At 59.8% G+C, this 16898-nt stretch carries 15 protein-coding genes; 8 read left to right on the top strand and 7 right to left on the bottom strand.

Annotated elements, in window-relative coordinates:
- Positions 1-14: 14 nt before the first annotated feature.
- Positions 15-344, bottom strand: coding sequence for a hypothetical protein (locus tag PMI30_RS06345; protein ID WP_008013020.1), 330 nt, complete (start codon positions 342-344; stop codon positions 15-17).
- Positions 345-586: 242 nt separating this feature from the next.
- Here PMI30_RS06345 and PMI30_RS06350 point away from each other — a divergent pair, with 242 nt between their 5' ends.
- A complete protein-coding gene (locus PMI30_RS06350; RefSeq protein ID WP_008013018.1) occupies positions 587-2014 on the top strand; it encodes a homospermidine synthase in 1428 nt (475 codons plus the stop codon).
- Between the two features lie 36 nt (positions 2015-2050).
- On the opposite strand, the gene PMI30_RS06355 is transcribed toward PMI30_RS06350, so the two are convergent.
- The 4 genes from PMI30_RS06355 to PMI30_RS06370 all read right to left on the bottom strand — a co-directional run bounded on the left by PMI30_RS06355 (position 2051) and on the right by PMI30_RS06370 (position 5704).
- Positions 2051-2755, bottom strand: a complete 705-nt coding sequence (locus tag PMI30_RS06355) for a phosphoribosyltransferase (RefSeq protein WP_008013016.1) — start codon at positions 2753-2755, stop codon at positions 2051-2053.
- A 44-nt stretch (positions 2756-2799) separates the two neighbouring features.
- On the bottom strand, positions 2800-3687 hold the full coding sequence (locus tag PMI30_RS06360; protein WP_032835979.1) for a universal stress protein: 888 nt from the start codon (positions 3685-3687) through the stop codon (positions 2800-2802).
- A 174-nt stretch (positions 3688-3861) separates the two neighbouring features.
- Positions 3862-4680 carry an alpha/beta fold hydrolase gene (locus PMI30_RS06365; protein ID WP_008013012.1) on the bottom strand — a complete coding sequence of 273 codons (819 nt, stop codon included), beginning with the start codon at positions 4678-4680 and terminating at the stop codon, positions 3862-3864.
- 130 nt (positions 4681-4810) lie between these two features.
- Positions 4811-5704 (bottom strand): LysR family transcriptional regulator, encoded by an 894-nt coding sequence (locus PMI30_RS06370; RefSeq protein ID WP_008013009.1) that lies wholly within the window; start codon positions 5702-5704, stop codon positions 4811-4813.
- Positions 5705-5809: 105 nt separating this feature from the next.
- On the opposite strand from PMI30_RS06370, the gene PMI30_RS06375 reads away from it, so the two are divergent.
- From PMI30_RS06375 to PMI30_RS06400, 6 genes are all read left to right on the top strand, one after another.
- Positions 5810-6475: an RraA family protein gene (locus tag PMI30_RS06375; protein WP_008013007.1), complete on the top strand. Its 666-nt coding sequence runs from the start codon at positions 5810-5812 to the stop codon at positions 6473-6475.
- Positions 6475-7137 carry an RraA family protein gene (locus tag PMI30_RS06380; RefSeq protein ID WP_008013004.1) on the top strand — a complete coding sequence of 221 codons (663 nt, stop codon included), beginning with the start codon at positions 6475-6477 and terminating at the stop codon, positions 7135-7137. Before PMI30_RS06375 ends, PMI30_RS06380 begins: the two co-directional genes overlap by 1 nt.
- Complete coding sequence (locus PMI30_RS06385; RefSeq protein ID WP_008013002.1) at positions 7137-7775, top strand: RraA family protein; 639 nt, start codon at positions 7137-7139, stop codon at positions 7773-7775. The genes PMI30_RS06380 and PMI30_RS06385 overlap by 1 nt, the downstream gene beginning before the upstream one ends.
- On the top strand, positions 7772-8986 hold the full coding sequence (locus tag PMI30_RS06390) for a pyridoxal phosphate-dependent aminotransferase (RefSeq protein ID WP_008013000.1): 1215 nt from the start codon (positions 7772-7774) through the stop codon (positions 8984-8986). The genes PMI30_RS06385 and PMI30_RS06390 overlap by 4 nt, the downstream gene beginning before the upstream one ends.
- 293 nt (positions 8987-9279) lie before the next feature.
- Positions 9280-10503, top strand: a complete 1224-nt coding sequence (locus PMI30_RS06395; protein WP_008012998.1) for a DUF3422 domain-containing protein — start codon at positions 9280-9282, stop codon at positions 10501-10503.
- Positions 10504-10676: 173 nt separating this feature from the next.
- The gene (locus tag PMI30_RS06400; RefSeq protein ID WP_008012996.1) at positions 10677-12863 is read left to right on the top strand and encodes a TonB-dependent siderophore receptor; all 2187 of its coding nucleotides are present in this window, start codon (positions 10677-10679) and stop codon (positions 12861-12863) included.
- Between the two features lie 204 nt (positions 12864-13067).
- Here PMI30_RS06400 and PMI30_RS06405 read toward each other — a convergent pair whose 3' ends face one another.
- Together PMI30_RS06405 and PMI30_RS06410 are read right to left on the bottom strand one after the other, a co-directional pair.
- Positions 13068-15155, bottom strand: a complete 2088-nt coding sequence (locus PMI30_RS06405; RefSeq protein ID WP_050562566.1) for a TonB-dependent siderophore receptor — start codon at positions 15153-15155, stop codon at positions 13068-13070.
- A 236-nt stretch (positions 15156-15391) separates the two neighbouring features.
- Entirely contained in the window at positions 15392-16009 is a 618-nt protein-coding gene (locus PMI30_RS06410) for a TetR/AcrR family transcriptional regulator (protein ID WP_008012993.1), read from the bottom strand.
- A gap of 225 nt (positions 16010-16234) precedes the next feature.
- Here PMI30_RS06410 and PMI30_RS06415 point away from each other — a divergent pair, with 225 nt between their 5' ends.
- Complete coding sequence (locus PMI30_RS06415; RefSeq protein ID WP_008012992.1) at positions 16235-16897, top strand: DUF3313 domain-containing protein; 663 nt, start codon at positions 16235-16237, stop codon at positions 16895-16897.
- The last annotated feature ends 1 nt before the right edge of the window (position 16898 follow it).

Raw genomic sequence — 16898 nt, 5'->3', positions numbered from 1 at the left:
AGCCCTCCTCCAGGCTACCGTTGCGCCAGTTCATGGTTGATGCATTGCTCGTAATACGTTTGCTTGATGCCGGACGGCTTGAGGCGCGAGGGACTGTTGTAGGTTTGCTCCGTGATCCCCATGGCTGTCATGCGCATCCACGGCCGGGGGAATTTTTGCGCTTGCAGTTTCTTGCGTGCCCCGTAAAGCGTGAGCCCGGAAAGCTTCGACGCCTGTGCGCCGGCAGCTATGTCCGAGCCCCAGCTGCAGACGAAACGACTGTTTTTACTCAGGTCCTTTGCCTGGGCCTCAAGCGAGAGAGTCACCAGGAAAAACGTTGCAGCCATCCAAACCAAAGTCCGCATATCGCCAATGCCTAACCTTCTGAAAAGAAAGCAAGTTTGACAACCAAACGGACATCGGGGGGCCAGCAGTTCGCCTCATTCTCATGAGTTTTTTTCGGTCTCGATGGGTGCAGGAGATCCACCTTGAAGGTGTCCGAAAGTTTTTTGAGTTTTAAGTCAGCGTTGCAGTCTCTAGTTGAGAGCGTCGTGGTTATCGACAGGTCATTCGCGGCGAGCGCGCTGTCAGGCGGTGGAGGCAATCGATGTCCGACCTTGAGCATGTCATTCAGCCCTTTAATGCCAGGTTGGTGATGATCGGCTCTGGCTGTATCGGAAAAGGCGTACTCCCGCTGCTGTTGCGCCATCTTGAGCTTGAGCCGCAGCGACTGCTGATCCTCAGTCCCGATGAAGATGGACGCTTGCTCGTGCAGGAATTTGGCGTCACCCACCAAGCCGAGCAACTGGACCAGAATAATTACGAGAAGGTGCTGGACCCTCTTTTGAACGCTGGCGACTTTCTGCTCAACCTCTCCGTAGGGGTGTCCAGCCTGTCCCTGATTCAGTTCGCCCAGCGTAAAGGCGTGTTGTATCTGGACACCTGTATCGAACCGTGGGAAGGCGGTTATACCGACCCCGACAAATCCCTGTCCGAAAGATCCAACTATGCATTGAGGGAAGCGGCACTCCGGCTTCGGGGTGAAGGTGCGCAAGGCATGCCCACCGCCATTTTGACCCACAGGGCCAATCCCGGTCTGGTGTCCCACCTGGTCAAGCAGGCACTGGTCAACCTCGCAGAGAATTTGGGTGACACAACGCCCCCGCCCGCTACTCGCGAAGAATGGGCGCAACTGGCCAGTCGACTGAATATCCGCTGCATCCATATCGCCGAACGCGATTCGCAGTATTCATCGCAACACAAAATCGCCGATGAGTTCGTCAACACCTGGTCTGTGGACGGTTTCATCAGTGAAGGCAGCCAACCGGCGGAGTTGGGTTGGGGCAGCCATGAGAAAGCGCTGCCCGAGGATGGCTATTACCACGCCTTCGGGTGCCAGGCCGGGATCTATCTGCAACGCCCCGGCGCCTCCACGCCGGTTCGAACCTGGACACCCTCGACGGGGCCAACCCATGGGCTGCTCGTGACTCACAACGAAGCCCTGTCGATTGCCGACTACCTGACCCTTGGCCAGGGGGGAAGGCAGCCGACTTACCGGCCAACCGTCCACTACGCTTATCGGCCCTGTGATGATGCGTTGCTCTCGGTGCACGAACTCGCCGAGCGCAACTGGAAACCGCAGAGCGGCCAGCGTCTGCTCGATGACGAAATCCTCGGCGGCAGTGACGAACTCGGCGTGCTGCTGATGGGGCATGCCAGGAACAGTTATTGGTATGGCTCGCGCTTATCGATCCAGCAAGCCCGGGCTCTATGCCCCTATAACAGCGCCACCAGCCTGCAAGTGACGGCGGGAGTGCTGGCCGGCGTGATCTGGGCTATTCGCAATCCGCAACGCGGCATAGTCGAGCCGGATGAATTGCCCTTCAGGGAGATTCTGCAGATCTGCATGCCTTACCTTGGCAATGTAGAAGGCATTTATTCCGACTGGACGCCCCTTACCGGACGTCACTCACTGATGCCCGAGCAGACCGATGAATCCGATCCGTGGCAATTCGTGAACGTCAGGATTACTTGAAGGCCTGACGTGGTTTATTCCACGCCAGGCAACGGCTCAAATACCGGAACCGTTCTGAAATGAGTCGCCCGAGCCGGACTCTCTCTGCCACGCCCGATGCAAAAGATCGATGACTTCTTCGTCCGATGTCTGCGAAAAATCCGTGTACCAATGGCCAATCGAAATCAGCCAATCAGGGATCAGCGGGCAGATCAGCTCGTCCACTTCGTCGCGCAACGCCTCTGCCGTTTCAAGGGGGGCCACCGGCACGGCAACGACGATGCGAGACGGTGTTTGCAGGCGCACAGCCTGTATCGCGGCCATCATCGTCGCCCCTGTCGCCAGGCCATCATCGATCAGAATCACCACCTGATCCTTGAGCGCCACAGGTGCGCGCGATGCCCGGTACACCCGCTCGCGACGCAACAATTCCTGCGTTTCCTTTGCAACCACGCCATCGAATGTACGTTGATCAATACCATTAGCCCGCAGCGCATCTTCATTAACGATTTGTATCCCGCCACTGGCAATCGCGCCCATGGCGAACTCCTGGTGGGTCGGTACTCCCAACTTGCGCACCAGCATCAGGTCCAGGCGAACCTCCAGGGCCGTGGCCACTTCATAAGCAACCGGAACGCCGCCCCGGGGCAAGGCAAGGACGATGACGTCGGCTCTTTTCGCGTATTTAAGCAGCGGCTCCACCAGGCCTCGGCCGGCATCAACCCGGTCATGCAAGATGGTTTGCAATGAAGGACTAGTCATTTGAAAACCTCCCTGGGGCGGGATCCCGATAAGGGTGCCCGCCCCTAGACCGCCAGAATGCTGCAAGGCACCTGGTACAGGATATGTTCCGTTGTGCTGCCAAGCAGCCGCTCCAGGCCACGGTATTGAGCCCTGCCCATCACGATCACATCCACTTGATGCACGTGGGTGAATTCACTCAGTACCGAGACAGGTTGCCCCACGATGAAATGTCGACACTCAGGGGGTACACCGAATCGGGCGGCCAGCTTGAGAAATGACGCTTCCAGGTCGTTGCGCAAATCCCTGGTCAGCTCCGAGAGCGTCAGACCGCCGCTCAGATCCGCCAGAAAAGCTGCCGAAATGTCACACGCGTACAACAGATGCAGCTCGGCGTTGCACTGCAGCGCAAGACTCGACGCCTGCAGGATGATCCGGTCATTGAGTTCACTGTTCGAAGGCTCGGTGTCTGACACGTCAACCGCGGCCACTACCTTCTGCGGCAAGGCATGGCATTCACCCCCTACCAGATAAACCGGGACCGGACAATGGCGCAACAAACGCCAATCCAGCGGCGTGAAGAACGCGCGCTTGAGCACCGGCTCATGCTGCACTTGCTTGATCAACAGATCGGGCTGCATTTGCTTGACGTGGTCAAGGATGTCCTGGCGCATGTTGTCAGCCCATGCGACTTCGGTTGTCACCTCGATCCCCCGGCCTTGCATCTTTGCCGCCTGCTCCTCGAGCCAGTCACGGTGCTCCTGCAGGTAGGTCGCCCGGGCCATTTTGCGGTCGCCTTCTTCGAGCAGCGACAGAATGTCCAACGAGGGAATCAGGCCGGCAATGTGCAAGCTCGCCCCGCTGGCCTTGGCCAGGGCGGCGCCATGGTTTATCGCAGGAGAATGGCGCAGGAGCGGGTTGATGATCAGTAATAACCGTTGATACTGGCTCATGATCTGACTCCAGACAGGTTGATCCTCGACGCCGGCTCGAGAATCCAGCATCAGGCCCAGACTCCGCCATTAAAGCCTCTTAAGCGTTGATTTATATCAATTCCTTGAATGAGGCATTGCAGGGGCCACTTGAAAAGAATAGTTCACAACGGTGCTGTGCATCTCGTGCCGGACTCATCCGCGATGGCCGTTCGCCTGAAAATCGGCGATCTGCTGCCACATCGCGATCGGGTTGGAATACATGGGGAAATGCCCGCACTGCGCGATCGGCGCCAACCGCACGCCTTGGGCCTGGATATGTGGCAGATAGGACAATGAAGCGTTCTGTACGCCGTACATGAACATGCGCGGGCATGGCAGGCCGAGGAACTTGCCCATCAAGTCGGCGTTGTCGGAGAGATCGACCATCGACTCGAAAATCCCGCGCACCGCTCCAGCACGCACCTTGTGGCGCAAGCTCGCGGAATAAAGCGCACTGGCACAAGCCGGCGCGTGCCGGGCGCGTTCGATGAAGGCGGCGAAAAACACCTCGGGATCGTCCGCCGGATAATCGACGATCTGCCGGCTGAGGAAGCAGTCCTCCGGAGCGATGTTGCCCTCGATGTCGACGAAGCTGAGCACCCGGTCCGGGCATTGATGGGCCAGCATCAGTGCGGTCAGCCCACCCATGGAATGGCCGACCAGATGAAAGCGTTCGATACCGAAATGCTCCAGCACCTGCAACGCGGTCCTCAGCAGAAAAGGGATGGAAATCCGCGAAAGGTCGCTGCACTGGCTTTCGCCGCAACCCGGTGCGTCATAAGCGACGAAAGGATGACCGGCGAAGGCGGCCTGCTGCACGATGTCGGCATAGTCTTCCTTGGTCGAGCCAAACCCATGCAGGAACACAATCGGCGCCAGTACACCGTCTCGGTGAAGGGTAGCGATGTTCAGCTGGACGCCCTCCACCGTCAGTGGAATGTGCGCTTGAGTGAAGGTTTCGGGTTTGGACACGTGATGAATTCCTTGAGCGAAAAGGTGACCGCCGGGCCGACTTTGCCGCCCGCAGCAAAGTCGTCAATCTCGCGGGGATCGGGCCTTCTGTAAATTCCTCATTCGGGAATACCGTCATAGGTCAAACCTATCAAACTCTCTTTCGGAGCCGGGCGACCACCTCCTCCACCAGCGGATTGGGCCGATCGGCGTTCCAGGCCACCGCTGTCGTTACCACATTGAGCGGCTGGCTCAGTGGTCGCAACACCACATTGTCGGGGGCCAGTTTTTTCAGCGACGCCGGCACCAAAGCGATGCCTTGCCCACAACTGACGAAAGCGATTTGCGAAGCGACGGAGCGCACTTCATGCAACACGCGCGGGGAAAAACCACTGGCGCGGCAGGTTGCGATCAGATTGTCGAAGTACACCGGGCTGACCTTTCGGGAAAACATCACCAAGGGCTCGGTGGCCAGGCTCGACAGGCTGATGCGCTTGCGCGCAGCCAATGGATGATCGCTGGGCAGGGCCACGACCAGACGATCCTCGGTCAGCGGCAGCGACTTGATCGAAGCCCCCAGATCACCATCCAGACGGGCGAAGGCCAGGTCGATGTCCCCGGCTTCCAGTGCGGGCACGGCTTCGACGCTGTCGATTTCCCGCACGGACACGCTGAGGTGCGGGTAATCAATCTTCAGTTGCTCGATCAGCCCGGGCAACACATCGAACATCGCCGTGGAAATCGCGCCGACGGTCAACATCCCTGACTGCCCCGCCACCGCCTCTTCCACGGCCAGTTCCAAGCGCTCCAGTTGCTCGGCGAATTTGCGCACTGCTGGCAGGATCGCCGCCCCCACCGGAGTCAGCTTCGCGCCACGCCGCGAGCGCTCGAACAGCTTGACCTTGAGTGCCTGCTCCAGCACTTGAATCTGCTCGCTCAGCGGCGGCTGGGACATTCCCAGGCGTTTGGCGGCGCGGCCGAAATTCTGTTCTTCGGCGACGGCCAGGAACAACCAGAGGTGACGAATCAGACGGAAATTGATCATGGCTAATCCATAGGTTTAACGTATGTAACGCTTCTGTGATTAGTAATATACCTATCAAATTGTCTCGCTGACACTGGGCGCCTCCGTCACCACTGGGGCTTTCCCATGATCAATAAGAGTTTGCTGGATCGCTTGGCGGCGCTGGATACCAACACGGTTTCCGACGCGCTCGACTTCCTCGGCCTGCCAGGCGCCACCGTGGGGCTACGCCCGCTGTGGAACTGCCCGAAGATCGTTGGCCGCGCCAGTACCGTATTGCTGGCGCCCAAGTCCGACACCGTGCCCACCGTGCACCTGATTACCCCGGTGGTTGAACAAATCGACAGCGACGATCGTGTGCTGGTGATCGCCGGCGGCATCGAAGGTATTTCCTGCTGGGGCGACATCCTCGCCAACGCGGCGGCGGGCAAGCACGTACGCGGCACGGTGATCGACGGTTTCAGCCGCGACATCGACGGCAGCGAAGCGATTGGTTACCCGGTTTATGGCCGTGGGGTCACCATGATCAGTGCGCGCAACCGCGTGGTGCAGGTCGATGCGGCAGTGACGATCAAAGTCGCCGGTGTCGACGTCAGCGAGGATGACTATGTCATTGCCGATACCTGCGGAACCGTGTTCGTCCCCCAAACCTATATCGAAAAGGTCATCGACCTCGGTGAGCGCATCGCCCGCCGCCAGGACGGCATGGTCGAGGCCGTGCGCAGCGGTCGCTCGGTGGCCGAGGTGATGCATGACACCCAGTTCGAAGCGATCCGCGTGGAGCACGCCTGATGAATCTTGAAGATCAAACCCTGGTCGCCTTGTTTGAAGGCCTCGACACTCCTGGCGTCTCCGATGCCCTGGACAAGCTCGGCCTGCCCGGTCAATGCCTCGGCGTGGCGCCGCTGGACAATTATCGCAAGGTCATCGTCGGGCCAGCGTTCACCGTGCAATACGTTTCGGCCAGTGTCCCGCCGGGCACGGTGGGTGATTTCATCGAAGACGTCGCGCCTGGCGACGTGGTGGTGATCGACAATGGCGGCCGCACCGACTGCACCGTTTGGGGCGACATCATGACCCAGTACGCGGGCTCTCGACAGATCGCCGCAACGGTCATCGACGGGGTGTGCCGTGATGTGAACAAGGCGTTGGGAGATGGCTACCCGATCTTCAGCAAAGGCCGCTTCATGCGCACCGGCAAAGACCGCGTGCAAGTACAGTCGGTCAACCAGCCGGTGTCCATCGGCACGGCGAGGGTCTGCTCCCGTGACATCGTGGTCGCCGACGCCAATGGTGTGGTGATCGTGCCTCGCGCCCGTGCCGCTGAAGTGGCGGCGTGTGCCCGTCAGATCGAATCAGTCGAAGCCGATATTCGCGCCCTGATCACCCAAGGTAAAACCCTTAAAGAAGCCCGGGCCGCCCTGGGTTACCACAACCTTCAGAGGAAAGTCTGATGACCACGCTCCCCTTCCCCCTGGATTTTCGCGCGCGGGCAAAAGTACTGGGCAGCTCGACACTGTATGAAGCGTCCCATCTGCCCTGCGCGGTCGACAGTGCGATCCGGCCGATCTGGGACGGCGCCTTCATCGCTGCCCCCGCCTATCCGCTGGAGTGTTCGCCGGGTGACAACCTGGCCCTGCATCTGGCGATGGAACGCGTGCCCCGTGGCAGCGTACTGGTCGTGGGCACGGGTGGTTTCATCGCCGGTTACTGGGGCGAGGTGCTCACCGTGGCAGCCGAAGCGGCGGGCGTGGTCGGCTTGGTCATCGATGGTGGCGTACGCGATATCGCCGCGCTGAAGAAACGCCAGTTTCCGGTATTTGCCCGTGGCATTTCGGTGAAAGGTACGGTCAAGGCCAGCGCCCCCTCAGTGGGACAACCGTTCAATTTCAATGGTGCTTTCGTGGCACAGGGCGATCTGGTGGTGGCTGACGACGACGGCGTGATCATCATTCCCAAGGCCGATGCAGCACGTACCCTCGCCGAAGGCGAAGCGCGGGCGAACAAGGAAGCGCAGATGATGCAGGCGCTGACCGAAGGCCGCTCGACCCTGGAACTGATGAACCTGACTGAGTGGAGATCCCGCGCATGAGCGTCGATATCCAACGGCTGAATCAGCGCCTGGCCAGCGCACAACCCTCGGCGACTTATCGGATCATGGACCGGGTGGCGGAGCGTCGGGCACAAGGGGCGAAGATCATTTCGCTGTGTGCCGGCGAGCCCGATTTCGACACCCCCAAACATGTGCGCGAGGCGGCTATTCATGCCATCGAGCACGGCCATACCCGCTACACCCAGGTCGCCGGTGTGCGCTCACTGCGTGAAGCGGTGGCGGCCAAGTTCCGCCGTGAAAATGGTCTGGACGTGAGCTGGCAAGACACGCTGGTTTGCAACGGTGGCAAACAAGTGATCTACAACGCCCTGGCCGCGACCCTCAACGAGGGTGACCAGGTCATCGTGCCGGCGCCGTACTGGGTCAGTTACCCGGAGATGGTGCAACTGTGCGGCGGTGAAGCGCGGATCGTCACCTGCGATGCCGGTATGGGTTTCAAACTGACACCCGCAGCGCTGGCCGCCGCGATCACCCCGCAGACCCGTTGGTTGATTCTCAACTCACCGTCCAATCCGACCGGCGCGGTGTACAGCGAGGTGGAACTTCGTGCCCTGGCGGCTGTGTTGCTGGATCATCCCCACGTGCTGATTCTGGCCGATGACATCTATGAACACCTGATCTTCGACGATCAAGCGTTCTACACCCTGGCCCAGGTGGAGCCACGACTGGCGCCGCGAACCCTGACCATGAACGGTGTCTCCAAGGCCTACGCCATGACCGGTTGGCGCATCGGTTTTGCCACCGGGCCGCGCTGGTTGCTGGAGGCCATGGAAAAACTGCAGGGCCAGCAGACCTCGGGCGCGAGCTCTGTCTCGCAGCAAGCCGCACTCGCCGCGTTAGAAGGGCCGAAAGACTTCATCCGCCAAAGCCGTGTCGCTTTCCAGGGCCGGCGCGATTTGATGGTGGCGTTGCTGAATGACACTCCAGGGCTGGAATGCGTGAGCCCGGCGGGCGCGTTCTACGCGTTCGCCTCTTGTGCAGGGTTGATCGGCCGCACCTCGCCGGCCGGTCGAGTGCTGCACACCGACGAAGATGTCGCCCACGCGCTGCTCGACGAAGCTGATGTGGCGGTGGTGCATGGCAGTGCGTTCGGCCTTGGCCCCTACTTTCGTATTGCCTATGCGCTGGATGACGCGTCATTGCGCCAGGCCTGCGAGGCGATTCGGGCGTTCTGTACAGCGTTGCGTTAAAACCTGTGGGAGGGGGCTTGTGTGGCGAGGGGGCTTGCCCCCGTTGGGGTGCGAAGCGACCCTAAAACCAGTCTCCGCGATCTTTAGTCAGAAACGCGGTGTCCTGATTTACGACTGCTTCGCAGCCGAACGGGGGCAAGCCCCCTCGCCACACAAGCCCCCTCCCACACAAGCCCGCTCCCACATGTACTGCGCTTGGCTGACTGGCATTGGTCGATCGCCGGTTTTGTTTGTGACTCAAGAATGGGGCATCCAGTCCCAAGAACAAACAACTCCAACATGGCCCAAACAGCATGCATCCGCAAAGACTGATCCTGCACAACGAGTTGCACGCGCGCCCTTCTCTGTATTTCGACGAGCCCGCCCATGTGTTTCATCTGGCGTTTCTGGCGAATGACGGGGAATGCGACACCCTGCTGAGTCGCTGCTGCCCAGGCCCGGTCGACCCGGATGCAGCCCAGGGCATCACCGAGTTGGAGGGCCATGCCTTGAAGTGGGAACGGCACGCGGAGTTCCTGACGCTGACGCTGGTGGTGCCCTCCTCCAGTCAGGAACCATGCTGGAGCCCGCCACCCAGGGCCTTGATGGACCGGGTCGAACCCTTCATGCAGCACGTGATCAACGCGGTGCAGATTGTGGTGCGCACTGATACGTCCTTTTCCGGCGATTTGTCTGTTTATGGATTCAAAGATCCTAGCGGCTCTTGCATCGGCGGTGGCGATGCGACGGTCTGGAGCGATTTTCGCCTGAGTGAGGACGGCACCAATCGTTTCCTGTTCATTAACAAACGCCTGAATGCGTATCGCCTGGGACGGATGATCCGCCGCTTGCTGGAAATCGAAACCTACCGAATGATGGCTTCGCTTTCACTCATCACCGCGAAAGCCTTGAGCACTCAGCTCAACGTCTTCGACAAGACCCTGGTAAACCTCTCGGAACGTAACGCCGGCCCCGATACCGGAAATGCGAAAGCGTTGCTGACCGACATTGCCAACCTGTCGGCGCAAGTGGTCAGCAGCAGCGCAAAAACCCGACACCGCTTCAGCGCCACCCAAGCCTATGCACAGCTGGTTTTCGAACGCCTGGGCGAACTGCGCGAAAGTCATGTGGGTGATTGCCAGCGACTGGGTATCTTCATCGAAAGACGCTTCAAACCCACGGTCAGATACTGCGCGGTGACCGAACAGCGCCTGGAGCAACTGGCCGAAAGCGTGGCCAACCTCGGGGACTTGTTGCAGGCCCGTGTCCAGGTCGAAATGGAAGAGCAGAACTCGGAAATCCTGAAGAGCCTGAACGCCCGCGCCGATACTCAAATCAAAATCCAGCGCGCCGTCGAAGGCTTGTCGATCATCGCCATCACCTATTACTTGTTGAGCCTGTTCAAGCTGTTCTACTCGGGATTGCATGTCATGGGCGCGGACATTTCCGCGAGAGACGCCCTGCTGGCCATGACTCCGCTCGCGCTCTGCGTCCTGCTGTTTATTTTGATCAGAATCAGGAAAGCCAAAGAGCATTGACCACCGTAGAATGCCCCTGCGCGCGCTGATTGCCGTGCGCGCCAGGGGTCATGCACTACCAGCCCTCAGGGCACATCGCTTTTTCCAGTTTTAACCGACTCATTCCTGAAGCGCGCCCGGGCACCTGTGCCCGGTATTCGCGAGCCCGGGAGCGCAGTCGTCGAGGAGTTTTCATGGATATGCTTTACCGGACCTCCCGCGAGGGAGTGACCGCCCCGCGGTTCGCGTTCAATCCCCTGAACCTGGGCCTGCTGCTGGCCAGCGCCATGCCTTCGGCCTGGGCCGCCACCGAACTGCCGGCGGTGACCGTCACCGGCGAAGACACCTCCGGTTATCAGGCCGAAAGCGCTTCGGTCGGTGGTTTCGAAGCGGCGCCATTGCTTGATACGCCGGCATCGATTTCGGTGGTCAACGAGACCTTGATCAAGGATCAGCAGGCGCGCCTGCTCAGCGAAGTGCTGCGCAACGACGCCTCGGTGGGTGAAAGCTACGCGCCGGTCGGTTACTACGAAAACTTCGTGGTACGCGGCTTCTCCCTCAACTCCGCCAGCAGCTACAAGATCAACGGCCGCACCATCACCGGCGAGCAGAACGTCGGGCTGGAAAACAAACAGCAGGTGGAATTGCTCAAAGGCCTTTCCGGCCTGCAAAGCGGTGTCAGCGAGCCCGGTGGGCTGGTCAACTACGTGACCAAGCGGCCTGCCGATGTGCGTTCGGTCACCGTCTCCACCGATGATCGCGGCAGCGGCTACCTGGCCACCGATGTCGGTGGCTGGTTCGGCAGCGAACAGCAGTTCGGCCTGCGCGCCAACCTGGCACACGAAGACCTTCACTCCTACGTTGAACACACCAACGGCCAGCGCGATTTCGCCTCGCTGGCCTTCGACTGGAACATCAGCCCGGATGCGCTGTTGCAACTGGATGCCGAGTACCAGACCAAGGAACAGCGCTCGTCACCGGGTTATCAATTGCTCGGCGGATCCAGCCTGCCGCACCACGCCTCGCCGAAGAAGCTGCTGGCACACCAGAGCGGTTCGAAGCCGGTCACCACCGATGCGCTGAACCTCAACGGCAACTTCGAGTACCGCTTCAGCGACCAGTGGAAAGGCAGCCTTGGCGCCTCGCGCAGCCGGGTGGTGATCGATGACTACAGTTCATTCGCCTGGGGCTGCTACGGCTCAACCAGTTGCGCCAGCGCGGCGGTGCCGAACTACTTCAGCCCCGAGGGCGACTACGACATTTACGATTTCCGCAGCCCCGACGATACCCGCCGCAACGACGAGGTGCAGGCCGCCCTCAGCGGCCACTTCGAAACCGCCGGCCTGAGCCATGAACTCAGCGTGGGGACCAGCGCGTTCCGCCGTGTAGTGGACAAGCGCGACGCCATCAACCAGATGATCGGCAGCGCCAACATCTACAGCGAACCGGCTGATTTTGCCCGCTACGACGGGCCGCTCAACGATTCCTATCGACGCCTGGACAGCCGTCAGTACGGGTTGTTCTTCAATGACCGGATCAGCTTCAACGAGCAATGGCAAACCGTGCTCGGCGGGCGCGAAGTGCGCCTGGATGAAGAGACCTTCGACAGCCAGGGCGACACCACCCGGCACACCCAGCGCTATGTGTTCCTGCCCCAGGCCGCACTGATCTACAAGCCACTGCAAAACCTGTCGCTGTACACCCGCTACAGCAAGGGCCTGTCCCTGGGCGGCGAAGCGGCGTGGTTCACCACCAATGCCTTTGAAATCCTCGCGCCCACCGTGTCGCGACAAATCGAGGCCGGCATCAAATACGACTGGCAGCGCATCAGCCTGGCCGCGGCGCTGTTCCAGATCCGTCAGGCTTATCAGTACTCACGACCGAATGACGACGGCACGTTCACGTTCACCCAACAGGGCGAACAGAAGAACACCGGGCTGGAGCTCTCGGCCAATGGCTGGGCCAGCCAGCGCCTGCAGATTTCTGCCAGCGTCGCGGCGATTCGCGCGCGCGTCACCGACAGCGGCACGCCAGCTTATGAAGGCCACCAGGCGATCAACGTTCCGACCCTGCGCGCCAGCCTCTACGGCGACTACGCCCTGCCCTGGTTCGACGGCCTGGCGTTGCTCGGCGGCGTGCAGTACAGCGGCAACAAGTACGCCAACCGCCAGGGTGAAGTGCAGACCGGCGCCTATGCCATCTTCAACATCGGCAGCCGCTACAGCACGCGCATCGATGGTTACGACACGGTGTTCCGACTGACCGTGGACAATCTGTTCGACAAGCGCTACTGGCGTGACGCCGGTGAGTACATGGGCGATGGCTACCTGTTCCAGGGCGCGCCACTGACCGCGCGGCTGAGCGCCTCGATCAACTTCTGATTCGCCGGAACGAAAGAACAGGCCGAAGCCTCATGGTAAGGAACCTATGGGAGCGGGCTTGCTCGCGAAAGCGTCAGGTCAGCCAACACTGATGGTGACTGACACATCGCCTTCGCGAGCAAGCCCGCTCCCACATTTTGAATTGGGTTGCGCCGGCTACTTGGGCTCGACCTACAGCCCAAGCATCGCCGTCAATACATAGGGTCAGAATGTCACACTGGCACTGAGGCGTGCCGTGCGCGGCTCGCCAACATTGACCTGCAGCTGGCTGCCGGTGGAGGACGGGTAGTACTGTTTGTCGAACAGGTTGTCGACATTGAACTGCAGCGAAGTCTTGTACCCGAACATCGGCGATTCCCAACGTACGAAGGCATCGGCCACGGTGTAGCTGCTCAGCCAGAAATCGTTGGCGTTGTTCGCTGCACGCTCGCCGACGTAACGCGCGCCGGCACCGGTATGCCAAGCCCCGAACTCCGCAGGGATGTTCAGATGATGCGTGAGGTACAGGCTCGCGGTGTGCTTCGGCGCGTTGGCGAGACGGTGACCCTCGTCATCCGGATCGTCGAGAATTTCCGTGTGGGTGTAAGCGTAGGTGCCGATCAGGTCCCAGCGCTCGGCCACACGCCCGGTGATGTCCAGCTCCAGGCCCTGCGAACCGACCTTGCCTGCCGCCTCCGAGAGGCTGACGCCATTGACCGTCTGGCTGGTCACGACGTTTTTCTTGACGATGTCGAACAGCGCAAGGTTGATGTTCAGCCCCGGCAGCGGATCGTACTTCGCGCCAACCTCGTAGCTGCGGCCCTCCTCCGGATCGAAGGTGTGGCCGGCATCGTCGACATCGGTATTGGGCTTGAACGAACGGCTGTAGTTGCCGTACAGCGACAGGCTATCGGTGGCTTTGTAGACCAGGCCCAGGAACGGCACGAAGGCATCGCCGTTATCGTCGCGGTTGACGGTATAGCTGCTGCCGCGGCCCTGATCGCTGTACTGATCGTAATGCTGCTGGCGACCACCGAGGACCAGGATCCAGCGGTCATCGAGGTGCCAGTTATCCTTGAAGTACACGGAGCTTGAGGTCAGCTGGTTACTCAAGTCGCTTTGAGCAGCGCTGACAAGGCTCGGCTCGGCCAGACGACCATAAACCGGCGACGTGATGTCGAAGCCTGACCGTGCTGTATTACGGTAGGTTTTGCCGCGAAATTGGTCGGATGCTTCGGTGTCCGCGCCGACCAGCAGGTCATGGCGTTGGCCGAACAGTTCCTGCTGGCCAATGAAATCCCAACTGGCGTAGCGGGTCTCATCGTCGTAATGAGCGCCGTTGGCAGCACGTCGCAGATTGTTGCCGGTCAACGAATTCGGCTGGGCAATCGAGAGGCTGTAGCGGTCGTTGTTCCAGCCGTAGGTAACGCGGGTTTTCCAATCATCACTCAGCTGATATTCGAAACGCGCGGTGGCCAGTTCACGGATACCGACGCTTTTCGCCCAGCGTTCATCGAGGCGCTTGTCGTAGTCGATGTCCGCCGGATGACCGTTGGTGAACACGGTGCCGCGGTCGAAGGGATTGGAGTATTCGTTGTACTCATAGCTCAGCGTCAAGCTGGCGCGGTCGCCGGTCCAGGTCAGCGATGGTGCGACCAACGTGCTCTCATTCACGCCGTAGTTGCGCCAGTAATCTTCATGACCACGTTCCGCGATCAGGCGATAAGCCAGGCCCGTATCTCCCATCGGCCCGGTGGTATCCACCGCCAGGGTGCCGCCGCCTTCGCTGTAGGCCGAGCCGCTCAGGGTTGTGCTCTGGGTGTATTCAGGCTTCTTGCTGATCACGTTGATCAATCCGCCGGGCTCCAGCGCGCCGTACAGCATCGAGGCAGGCCCTTTGAGCACTTCGACACGATCCGTCGTGGCGCTGAAGTTGTGTCCCAGATTGGAGCGCACGCCATCGCGCAGGATCGAGCCGTCATCGTTGGTGCCAAAACCGCGCTTGACCAGCGAGTCCCGGGAGCCGCCCAGGGTGTTGCCCTGGCTGACGCCGCTGACGAATTTCATGGCGTCCTCCAGCGAGCGCACCTGATAGTCGGCCAGGGTTTGTTGGGTGACCACATTGACCGATTGCGCCTCTTCCTTGATCGGCACATTGCTTTTGCTCGCCGTGCTGGCTTGAGAGGTGGTGTAGCTAGTGTCTTGGCTGACGCGACTTGCCTGAATATCAGTGGTCGGCAGTTCAATGGCTTCCTGTGCCCACAGTGGACTGGCAAACATAACGCAGGAGAGTGTTGGCAACGCGTGTTTCATGAAGACTTTGCGGCGGGCAAAGGGGTGGGGATGGCTCAAGACGTCGCACTCAATGAGTTAGTAGTAATGATTCTCATTGTATGATGCGACGTATTTCCAGTAAATACCCTCAGTACTATTAACTAACGAGTTACTGATCCGCCGCATAGATGATGGTTTGTGCGCTGTCTGTCATCGCGGGTTGGCGGGTGAAGCAGGTGTCGCCTTCATCTGTGTGGATCTCGTAAAACGCCTTGCTAGCGAGGAGCTGCCCCCAACAAAAACATCTCCACCGCTCGACCTACCAACGCTTGAATCTGCTCAACCTTCAGAGGCTCTGAGCTGGGTTGAAAAAATCTTACCTGCACCTCAGCTGTCAACAGTGCCAAAAATTGCGCTGCTTTTACTTCAGGGTCAGCCTGGTGTAGTTCACCACGGCTCATGGCGTCGGCCATCCAGGTCGACAACACCTCATTACACTCGCTTGGCCCGGCCTCGTAAAACAGCATGCCTATGTTCGAGCGCCCGGCCTCGGCCATGACCATCCGGTACACCGCCAACGCACTGCTCTCATTGGTCAACACAAATAGCATTCGCTCGCCAAAGCGCCTGAGCATCTGCTCGAGCGTGACCTCATCCCTATCAGGGGCAGACAGTTGCGCCACCGCCTCGGATAAATGCACGGTGGCCACTGAACGAACGACTTCTACAAACAACGATTCCTTGGAAGGGAAATAGCCATAAAGCGTGGCTTTGGAACCTCCCAACCGCTTGGTCAATTCATTCATCGACGCCCGTTCGTAGCCCACTTCCTGAAACAGAAGCGCCGCAGCCTCAATGATCGCTTCGCGGCGCGCCTCCGTCCTTACCTTCATCACCACTCCAATTTCATAAGTGAACCGACGTGTACATTTTTTGCTTGACAGGCATTTGCCCGCCACGCAAGAATCTAAAGCGTACCAACTGGTTCAGTTTTAGCAAAAAACCACTGTACTGCCCAGCTCCTTCAAAGACAAGGAAAGGCTGGGGCGCACCTGGCACCGGCGAACGTCAAGCACCTTTATCCCACCTGATCACGCGTCTTCAAACAGGGTTCCGACATGGACAGAATGTTCAAGGCTTCTCGACTGGCAATGCTCACGATCACCCTGGCCATGGCCGGATGCGCGGGTTCCTCGCCACCGATCTATACCGACATAGACTCCTCCGCGCGCCTGGCACCCAACCTCGAAGACGATTCAGGCCGTGTACCGTACATCTACAAGGCGAATGTGGACTGGAGCAAGTACTCGGCCGTTATTGTCGACCCCGTAGCACTCTATCAAGGGCCGGACAATCAGTTCGGCGACCTCTCTCAAGAAGACCGGAAAACCCTCGCCCACTACATGCACACGCAGTTCAGCGAACGCCTGAAAGAGCGCTTCAAGCTGACGCCTTTCGCGGCGCCCAATGCCATGCGCGTAAAACTGACCTTGACCGGCGCGCAAACCACGACGCCCTTTCTCGGCACGTTCACGCGATTCGACCTGGCGGGTGGGCCTTACAACATCGTGCAATCGATTCGCGAAAAAGAAGGCACGTTCACCGGTTCGGTGTTCTTCTCTGTCGAGATTTACGACGCGTCCACCAACCGCCTGCTCAAGGCTTATGTGACCAAGCAATACCCGAACTCGCTGAACATCAGCGCCACGCGGGGGGCACTGAGCGCCGCACAAACGGGGATCGACAAAGGCGCCGACGCGCTCGTCGCCCAGTTCGAATAAC

The sequence above is a fragment of the Pseudomonas sp. GM50 genome (assembly GCF_000282375.1).
Classification (GTDB): Bacteria; Pseudomonadota; Gammaproteobacteria; order Pseudomonadales; family Pseudomonadaceae; genus Aquipseudomonas.
Note: the sequence above shows the minus strand (reverse complement) of the source record. Positions and strands in the feature narration are given on the sequence as shown.